The 18,069-nt window shown below is 55.4% G+C and carries 13 protein-coding genes; 8 read left to right on the top strand and 5 right to left on the bottom strand.

What is annotated here, in order from left to right; translation table 11 throughout:
- The first annotated feature begins 73 nt into the window (after positions 1–73).
- From DACE_RS11195 to DACE_RS11160, 8 genes are all read left to right on the top strand, one after another.
- Positions 74–1,354 carry a diadenylate cyclase gene (locus DACE_RS11195; protein ID WP_006001274.1) on the top strand — a complete coding sequence of 427 codons (1,281 nt, stop codon included), beginning with the start codon at positions 74–76 and terminating at the stop codon, positions 1,352–1,354.
- Positions 1,355–1,756: 402 nt separating this feature from the next.
- The gene (locus DACE_RS11190) at positions 1,757–2,608 is read left to right on the top strand and encodes an SDR family NAD(P)-dependent oxidoreductase (RefSeq protein WP_006001272.1); all 852 of its coding nucleotides are present in this window, start codon (positions 1,757–1,759) and stop codon (positions 2,606–2,608) included.
- Positions 2,609–2,687: 79 nt separating this feature from the next.
- Positions 2,688–3,467, top strand: coding sequence for an alpha/beta fold hydrolase (locus DACE_RS11185; protein WP_006001270.1), 780 nt, complete (start codon positions 2,688–2,690; stop codon positions 3,465–3,467).
- Positions 3,468–3,617: 150 nt separating this feature from the next.
- Entirely contained in the window at positions 3,618–7,895 is a 4,278-nt protein-coding gene (locus DACE_RS11180) for a hypothetical protein (protein ID WP_006001269.1), read from the top strand.
- Positions 7,896–7,898: 3 nt separating this feature from the next.
- On the top strand, positions 7,899–8,555 hold the full coding sequence (locus DACE_RS11175; protein WP_006001267.1) for a DUF4126 domain-containing protein: 657 nt from the start codon (positions 7,899–7,901) through the stop codon (positions 8,553–8,555).
- Positions 8,556–8,572: 17 nt separating this feature from the next.
- Positions 8,573–10,054 (top strand): polyphosphate:AMP phosphotransferase, encoded by a 1,482-nt coding sequence (gene pap, locus DACE_RS11170; protein WP_006001266.1) that lies wholly within the window; start codon positions 8,573–8,575, stop codon positions 10,052–10,054.
- Complete coding sequence (locus DACE_RS11165) at positions 10,051–10,251, top strand: hypothetical protein (protein WP_040367151.1); 201 nt, start codon at positions 10,051–10,053, stop codon at positions 10,249–10,251. Before pap ends, DACE_RS11165 begins: the two co-directional genes overlap by 4 nt.
- A gap of 69 nt (positions 10,252–10,320) precedes the next feature.
- On the top strand, positions 10,321–11,616 hold the full coding sequence (locus DACE_RS11160; protein ID WP_006001265.1) for an HD-GYP domain-containing protein: 1,296 nt from the start codon (positions 10,321–10,323) through the stop codon (positions 11,614–11,616).
- Between the two features lie 1,257 nt (positions 11,617–12,873).
- Here the strand turns inward: DACE_RS11160 and DACE_RS11155 are convergent.
- The 5 genes from DACE_RS11155 to DACE_RS11135 form a co-directional block, all read right to left on the bottom strand.
- Positions 12,874–13,686 (bottom strand): ZIP family metal transporter, encoded by an 813-nt coding sequence (locus tag DACE_RS11155; RefSeq protein WP_006001264.1) that lies wholly within the window; start codon positions 13,684–13,686, stop codon positions 12,874–12,876.
- 43 nt (positions 13,687–13,729) lie between these two features.
- Complete coding sequence (fumC, locus tag DACE_RS11150; RefSeq protein ID WP_006001263.1) at positions 13,730–15,130, bottom strand: class II fumarate hydratase; 1,401 nt, start codon at positions 15,128–15,130, stop codon at positions 13,730–13,732.
- Between the two features lie 368 nt (positions 15,131–15,498).
- Entirely contained in the window at positions 15,499–16,068 is a 570-nt protein-coding gene (locus DACE_RS11145; protein ID WP_006001262.1) for a hypothetical protein, read from the bottom strand.
- 110 nt (positions 16,069–16,178) lie between these two features.
- Positions 16,179–16,676, bottom strand: a complete 498-nt coding sequence (locus DACE_RS11140) for a hypothetical protein (RefSeq protein WP_006001261.1) — start codon at positions 16,674–16,676, stop codon at positions 16,179–16,181.
- A 32-nt stretch (positions 16,677–16,708) separates the two neighbouring features.
- On the bottom strand, positions 16,709–18,058 hold the full coding sequence (locus DACE_RS11135) for a phosphohexomutase domain-containing protein (RefSeq protein ID WP_006001260.1): 1,350 nt from the start codon (positions 18,056–18,058) through the stop codon (positions 16,709–16,711).
- Between the last annotated feature and the right edge of the window lie 11 nt (positions 18,059–18,069).

The following is an 18,069-nucleotide window of genomic DNA, read 5'->3' as shown; positions in this document are numbered from 1 at the left end:
AACCCTAAAAAACATTAACCGGAAAAGCCCTTTTTTGTTGCACGCTTAGGATGGATAAGGCAATCTATTGTCTATGCCGAAGTCAGCCTTTAATGCCATTCGCAACAGTGTCAGTTCTTTTCTTGGTGGTGCCAAAGTCGCCTTCAATGAACTGGAGGAGTGCGACCAGTGTGGTGAGCAAGAAAACGACCTGGTGATCAACATTGAAATTGGTGGCGTTCCCTACCATTTTTGTGCCCAACGTGGTGAACTGGCATTCACGCCGACCGAGGAGAGTTTTATTCAGGAGATGCTCACGGCGCTCGAGGGGCTGTTCTCCGGATTTTCCGCCAAAGGCTATGCCGCGCATTTCCGCACCGCTCTACTCACGTCGCTGATGGATATTGCCGTCGCCCGCTACATTCGCGATGACCGCAAAGGGGTGTTCTGGACCACCCAAAACCTGATCCAACTGCTGAAAAAGCTCTCTTACCAACGCTACGAAGGCGTTCCGGCCACCACCGGCTTTCTCATCTATCGTAATCAGCTCGAAGAGCTGTTGCCGTTGCTGAAAAAAACCCGCTACACCTGGCTCGATCTGGGGGACGACCGCAAACGGATCAACGCCAACTTTTTTGTCAATCCGCTGTCATACCGTTTTGTCGACGGCCTGCGCGCCCTGTACATCTGCGACATCCGGATGAACGTCAAGGGCACCATCCGTACCAGCAGTCCGGGACCGCGCGACTCCATCGATCAGTTGGCCAACCGCGAAACCGTGTCCTTACTGGAAAAAGCCGGAGCCGGTGCATTTGCCGTTTTCGTCAATGAGGCCTCGGAGGTCGAAGTCGTGCTCGACAGCGGCAAACTGCTGGTGTGGCGTCACGGCGACTGGGGCATTTTCGACCCGGATATTTTCCGCGTCTTTTTGCGCGGCTATTTTGATAAACGCGCCATCGATGTGCTGATCTGGTCAGTGTACGCCCTGTCCAAATCACGCCACGGTACAGTCATCCTAATCAGTAATGAAAAAACCGATCTGCAGGAGCTGCGCAAAGGTTCGGTCGGCGGTCGCGACCCGCTGAGCCGGGCGCTGATCCGCCACGTCTGCGGCACCCGTATCGGCGTGTTGAAACGCTCCGGCGAACTCATGCGCATCCTCTCTTCAGACGGCCTGACGGTCATCAACCGCAAAGGGGAACTGCTCGACACCGGTGTCATCATCGACACCTCCAAAGCCGGCGACCTGGTCACCGGCGGTGGTCGCACCACGGCGGCCACCGCCGCCTCCCATTACGGTCGCGTCATCAAGGTGTCCGAAGACGGTCCCATCGAACTGTTCCACAACGGCCAACTGATTTATCGTTTTGGGTAGACGCAACACCTCTAGTAGGTGGGAATAAGGACATCAGGAATGAATCGTCCGCATTCCACCAGCTCTCCTGTACTGCAGCGCCGAACGCAAGGAGCATCGCCGTGATGATCGTCGGCAAACTGTTTGAGGGCTGTTACCAACAGACCGAGTTTTTGCCGATATCACGGCATAAGCGGATGGAGGGAGGGAATCCGCAGGACGCGAAGCCCGGGAGTCGATTTTGAGCCCCTTTTGTCGACGCAAAAGTGGCCCGCCGTGCGGGCGCGGAAGCCCGCGTCACGTGGGCACCAAACCACGCATACGCATGATGCTCGCCAAAGCAGCATAGATACTCCACGGTAAAGCTTCAGCAATCAAAAGTCAGAGCGAAGATTACAAGATTCAATCAGTGAGGAAAACATCATGACCAGCATGGGACAGCAACGCTGGGTCGTTGTCACCGGCGCTTCCAGCGGTATCGGCCGGGATATCGCCCTGACCCTGTATCAATACGACTACCGTGTGATCGCCACCGCCCGCCGCGACGAAGACCTTGAGGAACTGCGCCGCCTCGGTCTGACCACCTGTGCTCTGGAACTGGCGGATAGCGCCAGCGTTGACCGAGCTATCAACACCATCCTGTCGTTGTGCGATAACGCCCTCTACGCCCTGATCAATAACGCCGCCTACGGCCAGCCCGGCGCGGTCGAAGACCTTTCCCGCGACAGCCTTGAACAACAGTTTGCCGTCAACCTGTTCGGCACCCACCAGCTGACCGTCGGCTTGCTTCCCGCATTGAAACAGGGAGCGGAAGGACGGTTGGTCACTATCAGCTCGGTGCTCGGTTTGGTCGCCTTCCCATGGCAAGGCGCTTACAACGCCAGCAAGTTCGCCCTCGAAGGACTGACCGACACCTTGCGTTTGGAACTTTACGATTCCCCGGTTAAAGTCAGCCTGATCGAACCGGGACCGATCCGCAGCCGCTTTCGCCAGAATGCACTGGAAGCCTTTCAGCAGGATATCAACTGGCAGGACAGTGATCATGCCAACGACTACCGGCGTGTAACCAACTATTATGCCGCCAGTGACCACCCGACCCCGTTTACCGGATCACCGGCACTGGTCACCAAGCGGGTGCTTCATGCCCTGAGCAGCCCGCGCCCGCAACCACGCTACTATGTCACTGTGCCGACCTATGTTCTGGCAACGTGCCGACGTCTACTGCCATGGCGATGGCTGGATCGACTGCTGGTTAAGCTGGGCGCCATGCGATAACACCTGACACGGCAACAGGTTCGTTATATACAGCCACCGAACAGTGATTACCGCAGCACAAAGCATAAGGAGTTCGACCATGTCACGACTCTGGTTCAACCGGTTCATGTTCATCACAACGCTGATCTTGGTGAGCAGCCTCATTCTCAGTTGCACTCCGGCAACGCGCATCCCGTTGCCGCTACTAACCTATACACAGCCCCAGCAGAACCCCAACCTGCTCGTTATCCTGCGCGGCATTGGCGGTTCTGCTGAAGATTTTGAACGCCTTGGCGCCATCGCTGCAGTTCGTCAGCGCAATTTGCCGTTTGACGTCGTTGTTCCCGATGCCCATTTCGGCTATTACAAAAAACAAACCCTTGTTGACCGTCTCTATGAGGATGTCATCCAACCGGCACGCCAGCAGGGCTATCAACATATCTGGCTGGCGGGTTTTTCAATGGGGGGACTCGGCAGCCTGATCTATGTGCGCGAGCACCCTGAAGATATCGACGGTATTCTACTCATCACACCGTTTCTCGGTTGGGACGGCATCATTCACGAAATCAAAGATGCCGGTGGGGTCTCCGTCTGGCAGCCCGGAACCTTTGACCCGGCTGACGACTGGCAACGCATGGTGTGGAGCTGGATCAAGGAGTATCAGCACGCACTCCCTCTCGGTCCACCATCGCCCCCTATTTATCTGGGCTATGGGCAAGATGACAGCATCGCCGATGAAGGCCCACCTCTGCTGGCCACAGTGCTGCCACCCTGTAACAGCTTTCATATCCCCGGCGGGCATGACTATGAGGTAATGCTGACTATCTTTCGCCGCCATCTTGATACCCTCAGGGATCAGTTCCCGGTTGACACTCCCTGAGACGCAACCGATAGGACAACTGTGGTACCGGAACATGCGCCGGACACTATTTTGCGTTAAACTGTTTATTCACGCCATGCTCCATTGTCGGTGGCAAACAAAATATCGATCCGTTGACAACGAACATCTTAAGTGATGGGAATTCGACCTATGTCTGCATTGCAACTCTTTGTAACCCTGTTTCTGATGATTTTGTCGATCAGCAGTCCGGCTGTAGCCATCTCTGATCCTTATGTCCCGGAGGATCTGCAACCGTGGCAGCAATGGGTGCTCCATGACGACCCGCAACAAGCCTGTACCCTGCTGTGGAACAGCCGTGACGAACACCGCTGCCAATGGCCCGGCAGCCTGACTCTGACCGCCAATGATCGTGGTGCCAGCTTTGACCAATACTGGGAACTGGAACAACCCGGCTGGGTACAACTGCCTGGAGACAACCGTTTTTGGCCGCAACAGGTCACAGTCAACGGGACGACCGCCACGGTCTTGCGCCATACGGACACAGTCAGCCCAACGGCAAACGTCGCCGCCGAAAACCAGCAACGCCCAGCCCTGTGGCTTGACGCCGGCCACTATGAAATCAGTGGTCGATTCACATGGAGCAACTTGCCGGAAACCCTCAAAGTTCCTCAGGGCACCGCCCTGCTCAAATTGACCCGCAACGGCCAGTTTATCCACCAACCACAAATGGACAGCAATGGCCTACTGTGGCTCAACAAAGGCGACCAGAGCGCCGAAGCCGTCCAGGACCATGTCAGTTTCCGCGTTTTTCGCCATGTTGCCGACACCATCCCTCTGGTGTTGACCACCCGCATCCAACTGCATGTCTCCGGCCAAGCCCGAGAGATGCGCACCGGCGTTATGCTGCCACAGGGCTTTATTCCTCTATCACTCAACAGCCCGTTGCCCGCTCGTCTGGAAAACGACGGAACTCTTCGCATTCAACTCAAGCCCGGCAACTGGACCCTGCAACTGGGTGCCCGGCATCAGGGCCCCATTGATACCTTATCACCACCAGCGCCAAACGGTCCGTGGGCCGATCAGGAGATCTGGGCGGTAGAAGCCCATCCCGAATTACGGGTGATCAGCATTGAAGGGGCCACAGCCATCGATCCGGCGCAGACCGGTATGCCCGGCCAATGGCGCAACCTGCCGAGTTATCTGATGACCCCGGACACGCAATTGACCCTGGTACCTCGTAAACGTGGTGACAGCGATCCAGCCAATGAACGACTACGTCTTGAGCGCACTTTGTGGCTCGATTTTGACGGCGGCGGTTACACGGTCAAAGATTTTATTTCCGGCGAGCTTAAAAACCGCTCGCGCCTTGATGCAACACCGGTGCTGCAACTGGGCCGGGTCAGTAGCCATAGCGAAGACCAGTTCATCACCCATGTTGACGGTGCCGCCGGGCCAGGTGTTGAACTACGCCAGAGCCAGGTAGCTCTGGAAGCGGAAAGCCGCATGCAACCGACAGAACTAGGTTCACTGCCGGCGGTCGGCTGGCAGTTTAATCCCGAGAATCTGGTCACCCGCCTTAATCTGCCGCCGGGCTGGCGGCTCATTGAAGCCACCGGCGTCGACAGCGCCTCCTCCACCTGGCTGCAACGCTGGACCTTGCTGGACATCTTCATCGTGCTGATTCTCACCCTGAGTTTTGGCCGTTTGTGGGGTTTTACCGCCGGAGCCGTCGCCTTGGTCGGCTTGGTGTTGGTCTACCACGAACCTCAGGCTCCACGCTTGATCTGGCTGCATGTGTTGATCCCCATCGCCCTGTTGCGCGTGCTGCCCACCGGACGCGTCAAACAGCTCACCCAATGGTATCGCAATCTGGCCCTGCTCGGTCTGCTGGTGATTGTATTGATGTTCAGCGTCCAACAGATTCGCAGTGCCCTGTATCCGCAACTGACCCCACACCGCAGTGCGCCGCGCCACTATCAGGCGGAGCCGATGATGTCCGTGGCCACGGATGAGGTGATGATGGAAAAACGCGCCGTTGCGCCGCTGATGGCAACACGCCAGTCACTGGGGAAATCACTGTCCAACTATCGTCCTGACCTGAAAATTCAGACCGGACCAGGGCTACCGAAATGGCAATGGCAACAGGTTGAACTGCGCTGGAACGGCCCGGTCATGTCCGACCAGAGCTTGCACCTGTTCCTGCTGCCACCGCTGGCAACCCGCCTGCTCCTGGTTGCCGGGGTGGTGATGATCGCCCTGATGTTCCTCCATCTGTTCAGCCAGGGTCCACTGCCACGCTGGAAGAGTGAATCGAACGGCACGGATCATGGCAAGAGCGGCACCACCACAGCTCTGGCGGCCTTCGTTGCAGCCAGTCTGCTCACTTTGCTGCTCGGCGTTAGCACAACAACGACCCAGGCCGCGCAAGGGGGGCAAGGCACCTTTCCTTCGCCGGAGCTGTTGGATGAACTCTATGCTCGCCTTACCGAGCCGGTGGCTTGCGCCCCCTACTGCACCGCATTGGATCAGCTCGATATTCAGGCCGACAGCCAACGCCTCAAGCTGGAGATGACCTATCACAGTCAGGTCGCCAGTGCCGTACCATTGCCTTTCCCGTTACAGCAACTCTCAGTGCAGACCGTCCAACTGGATGGCAAAAGCCGTATCCCGCTCTATCGCGATCAGCGCCAACAACTGTGGGCACGGGTCCCGGCGGGCAAACACGTCATCACCCTGCATGCGCCGTTACCCGACAGCCTGCAACGCGTCCAGCTGCCGGTACCTATGGCAGCCGGCATGGTCCATCTGACAACGCCGGGCTGGCGCATCGGCGGCATCAGCAACGGTCAAGCCAGTCATGGCCCCATTGAGCTGACCCGCCTTAGTGACAGTGAAGAGAAAAAACTGCAACCCGGTGAACTACCGGCCTTTGTTCGTGTCGAGCGCGAGCTGGTGCTCGGCCTCGATTGGCAGGTACAGACCACCGTCACCCGTCTCAGTCAGAAAGGTGCGGCCGCGGTACTGGAAATTCCCCTGCTCAGCGGTGAACGGGTCACCGGTCGTGACATTACCGTCAAAGACAACATTGCCATCATTAATCTGCCCGCAGATATCGAACAGGTGCGCTGGCAATCATCATTGGAAAAATCAAGCCAGCTCGAACTGGTCGCTGCCGACAGTGGCCCGTTCAACGAAATCTGGCGCGTCAACGCTGATCGGATGTGGCATGTGGTTAGCAAAGGTATTCCCGTGATCCACCGTTACCAGTATGGCCGCTGGTTGCCGCAATGGTCACCGTGGGCTAACGAACGACTGACCCTGAGCATCACCCGCCCCGAAGGCGTTAAAGGTCAAACCGTCACTATTGATAACAGCCATCTTGAGATTGCACCTGGCAAGCGCAGCACTTCGGCACATCTGACCATTGATATCCGCAGCAGTCACGGAACCGATCACGTGATCACCCTGCCGAAAGGTGCGGAACTCGATGAGGTCACCATCAACGGCCAGAGTCAGCCCATCAAGCAGAACAAGCAGAATCCGCGGCTGGTCACACTGCCGCTGGTGCCCGGTGCCCAGAGTATCACCCTGAACTGGCATCAGCCTGAGGGCGTTAGTTGGCTGACAAAAACGCCACCGGTTAATCTCGGCACACCTCATGTGGAAAGTCATAGTGTTCTCAAACTGCCGACCAGTCGCTGGACACTGTTTGTCGGCGGGCCGGTGCTCGGACCGGCAGTGTTGTTCTGGGGCGTGCTGCTGGTCATTCTGGTCGGTGCCTGGATTCTTGATCGTAAGGCGCCAACCCCGTTGCGCTGGTGGCACTGGCTACTGCTGTGTGCCGGACTGAGTCAGGCCAGTCTGCCGGCATTGCTGCCGGTGATCGGTTGGCTGGTGTTACTGGGCCTGCGCCGTGACCATAGCGATAAACTGAACACGCCGTTGCGTTTCAACCTAGCGCAATTGGGTCTGGTCTGTTTAAGCGTCATTGCTCTGCTGACCATCCTCAGCGCTATTCAGCAGGGATTGCTGGGCCTGCCGGAAATGCAGATCGCCGGCAACAACTCCACAGCATGGAACCTGCGCTGGTATCAGGACCGCAGCCTCGGCCCGGTCGCCGAAGCCTGGACCGTCTCCGTACCGATGTATGTCTACCGGGTGTTGATGTTGTTGTGGGCATTGTGGCTGGCGTCCGCCCTGCTGCGCTGGCTGAACTGGGGGTGGGAGAGCTTCAACCGCGATGGCCTGTGGCAGAAATTTCCTCCGCGCCAGCGGCGTAAAACGACGGCAGCCAAGCCGTCTAACACAGCGACGGCTCCGGCAACACAGCAGGCTGCACAACAAACCACTCAGGTCGCACCACCTGCAGCAGAGGATCAGGACAATCCGATTGCCAAAGCGCCGGAAGAGGAGCTATCGTTTGTCATTGAAAGCGCCTTTCCCGACGATGAGAAGGATAAGGAGTAAGCCATGGACCAACTCGATCAGATTACAGCCGTCATTGCTTTGAGCATGGGCGCGGCGTGGGCGAGCGGCATCAATCTCTACGCCACAATTCTGGTGCTGGGACTGATGGGCAATTCCGGCGCCATGGTCCTTCCGGAAACGTTGCAGATTGTTCAGGAGCCCATTGTTATCGGTGCCAGCGCCCTGATGTATGTGGTGGAGTTCTTTGCTGATAAATTCCCCGGCGTGGATACTGGCTGGGACACCATCCACACCTTTATCCGCATTCCGGCCGGCGCCGCTCTGGCCGCAGCAGCCACCGGTGGCGTTGATCCCTCGATCAGTCTGGCCGCTGCGATTGTCGGCGGCACTCTGACGGCGGCGACTCATGCCACCAAGGCCGGTTCGCGGGTGCTGATCAACACATCACCCGAGCCGGTGACCAATTGGGCGGCCTCGCTGAGTGAAGATGTCGCCGTCATCGGTGGACTGTGGGTGGCCCTTAATCACCCCCTGGTGTTCATCGGTCTGCTGATCGTTTTCATCCTGTTGCTGGTCTGGCTGCTGCCGAAACTGTGGCGAGGCATCAAAAAGGTCTTTGCTGCCATCGGCCGATTGTTTTCCGGCAAAAAATCGCCTGAGGTCGCCCAAGAACCACCTGAGATCGAGCCTCCAACCTAACCACGCAGGAGGGCACCATGTTTGAATCTGTCGAACTCGGCCAACAGGTCGACAAGCAGGAGTACAAAGAAGCCATCGCCCAACTACGTACCCAGCTGATCACCGCCCAGATCGCCTGTCAAAAGGCCCCAGGACCGATCATTCTTCTAATCTCCGGAATGGATGGTGCCGGTAAAGGTGAGCTGGTCAATGCTCTAGGTGACATGCTTGACATGCGCAATGTGGTGATCCAGACCTTTTGGGACACCAGCGACGAAGAACAGCAGCGTCCCGATCATTGGCGGTTCTGGCGGGCGATGCCCAAGCGGGGCCAGATCGGCATCTTTTTCGGTGCCTGGTACACCGATCCCATGCGTCGCTATGTTGAAGGCCAGGCCGATGAAATCGCCCTGGAACACGACATGCGCCGCATTGTCCGCCTGGAGAAGATGCTCGCCGACGACCATGCGGTCATCCTTAAATTCTGGTTTCATCTCAGTGCGGAAACGCAGAAACAAAAACATCAGAAACTGAAGAAAAAGCACAAAGAATCGCCGGAGATGATCAAGCGCGCCATGTGGCATTTTGACCATTACTCACGCATCCGCGATGCTGCAGAGCAATCGATCCGCCACACGGATCGTGCCCAGGCCCGCTGGTACCTGATCGACGCCAGCCATAAACGCCACCGCCATCTGCGCGTGTTCACCATTCTCAACAAGGCCCTGCAGATCTGTACCGAACAAAACCACAGCCCGCTGGTCGCCGATGATGTGATCATGGATGTGGATACTGCACCCGTACTCAACAGCGTCAATCTCAACCACACGCTGGAACCCGACTCTTACCACGATCAGCTCAAAGAGTATCAGAGCCGATTACATCGTCTTATCTGGCTGGCGTACAAGAAACGGTTATCGACCATCCTGCTGTTTGAAGGCTGGGATGCCGCCGGTAAAGGCGGCAGCATCCGGCGGGTTGCCAACGCCATGGACCCGCGACTTGTGCAACAGATCTCCATCGGCTCGCCCACCGATGAAGAGAAAGACCACCATTACCTGTGGCGTTTCTGGCGGCACCTGCCGCGCGCCGGCATGGTGACCATTTATGATCGCAGCTGGTACGGACGCACCCTGGTGGAACGGGTAGAAGGTTTTGCCCACCCTGCCGAATGGCATCGTGCCTACGAGGAGATCAATGAGTTTGAGCAGCAACTGATCCAGGCTCCCACTCTGCTGCTCAAGTTTTGGCTACACATTGATCAGGACGAGCAATTGCGTCGCTTCAAAGAGCGGGAGGTCACACCGTGGAAGCAACACAAGATCACCGACGATGATTGGCGCAATCGTGAAAAATGGGCTGATTACGAACGGGCCATCAATGAAACGGTCAGTCGCACCAGCACCCGCGAGGCCCCCTGGCAACTGATTGCAGCCAACGACAAAAAATTTGCCCGTATTGCTGTTTTGCGGCATACGGTCGAGCAGCTCGAACGACTGCTCAATGAGGTGAAAAAATGAAACGATTTTATCTGTTATTCTTAGGCAGCGCCATCCCATTTGCCCTGGTGATGTTCGCCATCTCCATCAGTGATAATTCCTGGCAACGCGCTGTGGCGCTGGCGGTCATTATGGGATTTCTGTTTGGCTCTGGAGTGGCGCAAGGCTTGACCTGGTGGTTGAATCGACGCAAACGGAATGAAGAAAAAAAAGACTGATTCGTTGAGGCCACCTCGTTCTGTCACTGTGTTCTTCCGTTCGCTTTGCTTTAGACCAGGACTCTCACCATGACAAAAAACGAACTGACTATTGATCTACGCCAGATGATTCTGGCCATTGAAACCGCCGTCTCGTTCGTCGGCATGAACGACGTCAACCACGGCAAACGCGTCGGCTACATCGCCAGTCAACTCGGTCACCATCTTGGTTTCAGCGACGAAGATATTCAATTTGCCTTCGAGCTCGGACTGCTTCATGACTGCGGGGTCTCCACCGAACAGATGCATTCCAACCTGGTCAACCATTTTGACTGGGAAGACGCTCACATCCATTGTGAGATCGGCTACAATCTGCTGAAAAATTTCGCCCCCCTAGCCGCCTATGCCAAGCCGATCCTCTACCACCACACACCCTGGCAGCAACTGGTTGAAACCAATGTGACCCGGCGTGATGGTCGAATGGCGAACCTGATTTTTTTAAGTGACCGTGTCGATGTTCTGGCGTCCTCGCATTACAAAAACGATATCCTCGTCGCCCGCGACGAGATTGCCCGCTCCATCAACACCTATGGTGGCAGCTATTTTGATCTGACTCTGGTCGATGCGTTTAACGCCATGGAAAAATCCGAAGCATTCTGGATCGCTCTGGAAGATCGTCATGTCACGCGTTATGTATGGAATATGGGCCAGATAAAGAGCAACACACCGCTGACACTGGAGCAGTTGCGCCAGCTCTCTCTGATCATGGCCTATATTGTCGACCAGAAAAGCCCGTTCACCGCCGAGCATTCTCTGCTGGTTGCCAGCCTCGCTTCCTATATTGCCAAAAGTTACGGCCTGTCATCGGCGCAATGTGAAAAGATCGAGGTTGCCGGATTACTTCACGATCTCGGCAAGCTGCACACGCCGGATCACATTCTCGGTAAACCTGCCCCACTCACCACCATAGAGCGCTCCATCATGAATCAACACAGTTATGAAACCTATGAAATTCTTCGCCACATTAACGGGCTGGGAGAGATCGCCGAATGGGCGGCCTATCATCATGAAGGGATTAACGGGGGAGGCTATCCCTTTCATCCCTCCGCCACCAAGCTCAGCACCGAAGCACGCATTATCGCTGTGGCGGATATTTTTCAGGCTGTAGTCCAGGACCGTCCCTACCGTGACGGCATGACCTTGAATGAAGCCATAAAAATCATCGAAGAGATGGCGCGATGCGGCAAGCTGGATGAGGAGGTTGTGGCGCTGGTCAAACAACACGCGGTGGCGTGTTTTCGTATTGCTTCGGGAGAGGATCAGGATGAACGGTTGAGTTATCGCGGGATGTTTCCTGAAGGGATGGGCAACAAGTCTCTTGATTGAGGACTCTGAAACCCACTGGAAACAAACACATTGTCGCTGAGTCGAGGTTCAGAAGCTATTCATCTGCCAGGACGAAACTCGGCGACCTTGACTTTGATCTTGCTATTCAGTGGTTCGTCATTCGATGCTGGTCGCGCTGGCGAACTTCATCCGTTCGCGTTGGTGGTACCCACGTGACGCGGGCTGCCGCGCCCGCACGTCGGCTCCCGTCATTGCACCCTGCGGGTTCCCTCATTCCATTCACTTACATCGCGATGTCGGCAAAACTCGCTAGCGCTCAAACAGGTTGCCGACGACCATCGCGCTGACGTTCATTGCGTTCGGTGCTGCTGAACGGGAGGGCTTGGCTGCTAAATAACAGAGGACCGCAGGGTGGGCACTGCCCACCCGTTTAATCGGTGCCACGGAAGAAATAGAGCGTTGCGTCAAACGGTTATCAACGTTTTACCCCAAAGATGATGCGTTGCACGATTCGTCGACCTAAAGGGCGGCGAGCCGAATCCGTAAAGCAAAACGGAAACAGACACAGTGTCGGTTGATCCAGGTTCAGGAGGTGTTCAAGCTGGTTTTTGCATACTTTTGAGCGGCTAGTCAAAATATGTCGGCTGCCGGGACGAGACCCGGCGACCTTGATCTTGACTTTGATCTTCAGTGGTTCGCAATTCGGAACAAATCGCGCTGGCGAACTTCATCCGTTCGCAATGGTGGTACGCACATGACGCGGGCTTCCGCGCCCGCACGTCGGCTCCCTTTTGCGTCGACAAAAGGGAGGCAAAATCGACTCCCGTCATTGCACCCTTCGGGTTCCCTCACTTCACTCGCTTACGCTGTGATGTCCGCAAAAACTCGCTGACGCTCAAACAGTTTGCCGACGACCATCACAGCGACGCTCTTTGCGTTCGGTGCTGCTGAACGGGAGAGCTTAGTTGCTAAATAATAGACTTAGGCAGGGTGGGCACTGCCCACCCGTTTGATCGGTGCCACGGAAAAACTAGAGAGCAGCGTTACTTCGTTATCAACGTTTTACGCCAAAGATGATGAGTTACACGATTCGTCGACCTAAAGGGCGGGGAACCGAATCCGTAAAGCATAACGGAAACAAACTCATTGTCGGTTGATCCAAGTTCAGGAGGTGTTCAAGCTGGCTTTTGCATACTTTTGAGCGGCTAGTCAAAAGTATGTCGGCTGCCGGGACGAAACCCGGCGACCTTGTCTTTGACCTTGATCTTTACTGGTTCGTTTAAAGGACAGATCACCCTACCCCAAAGCCACATCCAGCGTCATCATGATAGCAAAACCACACATCGCCCCCACCGTAGCCAAGTCGGTATTACGCGCCAGTTGCGACTCGGGAATGACCTCCTCCACCACCACGTAGATCATGGCGCCGGCAGCAAAAGACAGCGCATAGGGCAACAGCGGTTCCATCCAGATAACAGCCATGGCCCCGAGCACCCCGGCAATGGGTTCGACCGTGCCGGACAACTGACCGTACCAGAAACTCTTCGCGCGTGACATCCCCTCGCGACGCAACGGGACAGAGACCGCCGATCCTTCCGGGAAATTCTGAATGCCGATACCAACCGCCAACGCAATGGCTCCGGCCAAAGAGGCTGAAGGTAAATCAGCAGCCAATGCGCCAAAGGCCACGCCGACAGCGAGACCCTCAGGAATATTATGCAACGTGATAGCAAGGCACAGCAGCGTGCTGCGTTGCCAGCTGGTTTTGATCCCTTCGGCTTCGGACATGGGAAAACCGGAGTGCAAATGAGGCAAGAGCTTATCGACCAGCCAGAGAAAGGCACCGCCGGACAAAAAACCGACAGTGGCAGGAATCCACGGTGTTCCTCCGGAATTTTCCGTCATTTCAATGGCCGGGGCAAGCAACGACCAGAAACTGGCCGCAATCATAACGCCAGCGGCTGCACCGAGCATCCCGTCAAGCACTTTGCGATTGATAGTCTTGAAGAAGATAACAACACTGGCTCCCAGTGCGGTCATAAACCAGGTAAATAAGGTTGCCACCAATGCCTGCATTACCGGGGTCAAATTCAAAAACCAATCGGTCATGACAACTCCTTTGAAAAGGCGTGGAAAACAGCGTGCGAAACAATTAACGACGGTTATCGGTCATATCCAACGGCACAATCCACTCGGCAAACTGCTCTTCGGTCACATAGCCCAGGGCCAGGGCTGATTGGCGCAGGGTCAACCCTTCGTGGTGAGCTTTTTTGGCGATATGCGCCGCTTTGTCGTAACCAATATGGCGGTTAAGGGCAGTGACCAGCATCAGGTTCTTATCAAGATTTTCACTGATCTTCTCCTGTTGCGGTTCAATACCGACGGCACAGTGCTCATTGAAAGCCTTACAGGTATCGGCGAGCAGTTCACAACTTTCCAAAACGTTATGCACCATCACCGGCTTGTAGACATTGAGTTGAAAATTGCCTTGAGAACCGGCAAAAGCAACGGCGGCATCATTACCGAACACCTGGGTGCAGACCATGGTCATGGCTTCACACTGAGTTGGGTTAACCTTGCCGGGCATGATGGAGGAACCAGGCTCATTTTCCGGGATCACCAGTTCGCCAATCCCACAGCGTGGGCCGCTGGCCAGCCAGCGCACATCGTTGGCCATCTTCATCAGGCCACCGGCCAGGGTGCGCAGGGCCGCTGAGGTATGCACCAGAGCATCGTGGGCGGATAGGGCAAAGAATTTATTATCGGCGCTGCGAAACGGATGACCGCTCTCTTCAGCGATGTAGGCAGCGGTTTTATCACCGAACTGGGGATGCGCGTTGAGGCCGGTGCCGACGGCGGTGCCACCGATGGCCAGATCGTAGAGCCCCGGTAACGACTCACGCACCGCCTGCAGGCCGAAATCGATCTGCGCCACCCAGGCGCTGATCTCCTGACCAAGGGTGATGGGCGTGGCATCCTGGAGATGAGTGCGTCCCACCTTGACAATAGCGTCAAACTGTTCGGCTTTAGCGGCGAGCGTGTCACGCAGCTCGGTCACCGCCGGAAACAGCACGGATTCGAGTTGGTCGACCACGGCAATATGCATGGCGGTGGGAAAGGTGTCATTGGACGACTGGCCCCGATTGACGTGATCATTAGGATGCACCGGATCTTTGGTCCCCATGCTGCCACCGGCCAGCTCAATGGCGCGGTTGGAGATCACCTCGTTGGCGTTCATGTTGGACTGGGTACCGGAACCGGTTTGAAACACCACCAACGGAAAATGCTCATCCAGAGTTCCCTTAATCACTTCATCGGCTGCTTTGCAAATCAGCTTCGCCAGATCTTCGGGCAACTCGCCGAGTTCGGCATTTGCGCGGGCTGCGGATTTTTTCAGGATGCCTAACGCCTTGATCACCGGACGTTGCCATTGGAAACGGCTGACGCCGATGGGAAAGTTGCCGATGGAGCGTTGCGTTTGGGCACCCCAGTAACGGTCAGCTACCACATTGATGGCACCCATGGAATCGGTTTCTTTGCGATAAGTGGTCATGGTTCCTCCTGATATGTCAAAACATCTGATTCAAGGCAATGTACGGGTTTTGCAGTGTTGCTCTGAGCAATACTAACAGAAATATCGCTTACTTGAACCCGATTTAATGCGACGCGAATTCTCGATGGTATCGTGAGGACCTTTTCAGGCGTAAAAAAAGGCCAGCCGGATGGGAAGCCGGCTGGCCAATTGCAGGGTAGGACACTGATGTTTTAGCAGGGTGTTGAAAAACAATCTGCGTAGCCCATGAATGGGCGACCAAAATCAAAAACGGATTTTCAAGTGCTTGATTTTGGAAACAAGGCGGAAATCGCATTTTCGGCTTGCTTGGTTGAAAAGCCCCCGGATAGGAGTTTTTCAACATCCCGTTACTTGAGATAGGCTTTTTCCAGGTTCGAAGCCAACTCCGGGTTTTTCTTGTCAACCTGGAAGATAACTGTTTCTCCATGGGGGCCGGCACCCAGCAGAGTTTTGGTGTAAGGGAGGTGTTTATGGGTCGAGAACTTTTCGTTCATTTTAGCATCGCCGATGACAAAAATCCGTCCTTTGTATTTCCACGCGGTATAGATGTCGTTGCTTTCCAGCATCCAGGCAATCTCGTTGAATCTCTCCATTAAACCTTCAGTGTAGGCAGAATCCTTCTTTTTAACATCGTAGATCACCGTCTCACCTTGGGGGCCGCCGCCGAGAGTGGTTTTCGTGTAAGGCAGATGCTTGTGGGCGACAAATGAAGCTTTCATGGCTTCATCACCGATCACATACAGGCGGTTGTTATAACGATACACAGCAAGGTCCTTTTGGTCGACATTCAACTCAACCGGACGTTCTTCAACCATCTGGGATGCTTCATTTGTTTTTTCCGCTTCGGCCATCGGTTGTGAAACACAGCCGGCCAAAAACAACAACACGCAAAAAACCGTCAAAATCCGTACACACATAGCGTCTATTCTCCTCGTTGGTTAATCAGGATAAGTACTGCGCTACTGTGGTAAGTTGATGTTAGGATTTTGCTCAAACCGGGTCAGGAATTGATAAGCTTCTCAGCCGATCAGTAACGATCTTTACCCCCTTTATTTTTCGCCCGTCCTTTGCCTTTGTCTGCCTTATTGTTGCCCTTGCCCTTTTTTTTGTGGTTGTTGCGTTTTGAATCAAAACCGGAGTCAGCGTAAAAGACAAAATCGCCTTGGCGAATGCGATGGAATTGCGCCGAGCCGGGTTTGATCCCCAATTCCTGAGCAAGCTGCCCCCAGCCTTTATCACGACGATGACGATAGCGATCCATCACCCGATCAATCGGCACCCGACTCATCGTCGACAACTGCAGACACATATAGGCATCGGCCGGAGCAGCGACGCGACGCAGGATTCTGTCAACATCCGGCACCGGCACGCCAAAGTGGGAACTGAGCCGCACCGTGAAATCGCGCAGATCAGCGCGGGCACGCATATTCACTTCGGTCATAAAACCACTCAGGCTGGCGTGGGCTACGCCGGATATCAGTATTAAGGCGGCAACAAGGCTGATAATCATCCGGTCTCTCTTCATCGTTCCCTCCTTTATCAGCTCAGCACAGGCACTTATTTTCCACCAAGAATATCAAGAACTTCTGCTGTTTTTGCTTCCATCAACGCCTGATCGCCGCGCGATTCGACATTAAGACGCACCACCGGCTCGGTGTTGGACATGCGCAGGTTAAAGCGCCATTGGTCAAACTCAAGGCTGACACCGTCGGTAAAATCTTCGCTGATGGCCTGCGGGCTGTAATGGGCACGAACCCGTTCAATGGTGGCCTGAGCATCGTCAACATGACGGTTGATCTCACCACTGGCCGGAAACAGTGCGATGCGCTGATCAACCAGACTCGACAAGCTGTTGCCGGTGCGTCCCATGATCTCCAAAACCAACAACCACGGAATCATACCGCTGTCGCAATAGGAGAAATCGCGGAAGTAATGATGGGCGCTCATTTCACCGCCGTAGATCGCATCTTCGCTGCGCATTCTCTCTTTGATGAACGCATGGCCCGATTTGCACTGGATCGCCTGGCCACCAGCTTCGGTGACCATATCAACGGTGTTCCACACCAAGCGTGGATCGTGAATAATCTTGGCGCCGGGGTTGCTCTGCAACAGGGCCAATCCGAGCAGGCCGACCAGGTAATAACCTTCGATAAATCGGCCGGTTTCATCAAAGAAAAAGCAGCGATCAAAATCGCCGTCCCAGGCAATCCCAACATCCGCTTTATGGGTTTTGAGGGCGTCAACGGTCGCAGCACGGTTTTCCGGCAGAATCGGATTGGGGATGCCGTTGGGGAAATGACCGTCCGGTTCATGGTAAATTTTGATGAATTCGAACGGCAGATATTTCTCCAGACGATCAATGGTCGGTCCGGCACAACCGTTACCGGCATTGACCACCACTTTGAGCGGCTTCAGGGCAGTGACATCGATGTAGCCGAGCAGATGATCTACATACTCCTGCGTCACATCCAGCGCCTGGATGGTTCCCTGGCGTTGCGGCTCGACAAAACGGTTGGCCGCCACCATGGCCTGAATCTCTTTGAGACCGGTATCACTGCTGATCGGCTTGGACTGCTCGCGAACCAGCTTCATGCCGTTGAAATCCATGGGGTTGTGGCTGGCTGTCACCATAATGCCACCGTCCATATTCTGGCTGAATGTCGCAAAGTAGACCTCTTCGGTGCCACACAGGCCAATATCGAACACATCCACACCGGCCTCGGTCAACCCTTTGGCCAAGGCCGCACACAACGACGTGCTGGACAGGCGCACGTCCCGCCCGACAATCACTTTTTGCGGGTTGAGAAACTCCGCATAGGCACGCCCGATCCGGTAGGCAATATCTTCATTGAGTTCATCGGGCAGCCGTCCACGAATGTCATAGGCTTTAAAACAGGTCAACTCCATTGAGGTTTCAC

The organism is Desulfuromonas acetoxidans DSM 684 (genome assembly GCF_000167355.1).
Classification (GTDB): domain Bacteria; phylum Desulfobacterota; class Desulfuromonadia; order Desulfuromonadales; family Desulfuromonadaceae; genus Desulfuromonas; species Desulfuromonas acetoxidans.
Note: the sequence above shows the minus strand (reverse complement) of the source record. Positions and strands in the feature narration are given on the sequence as shown.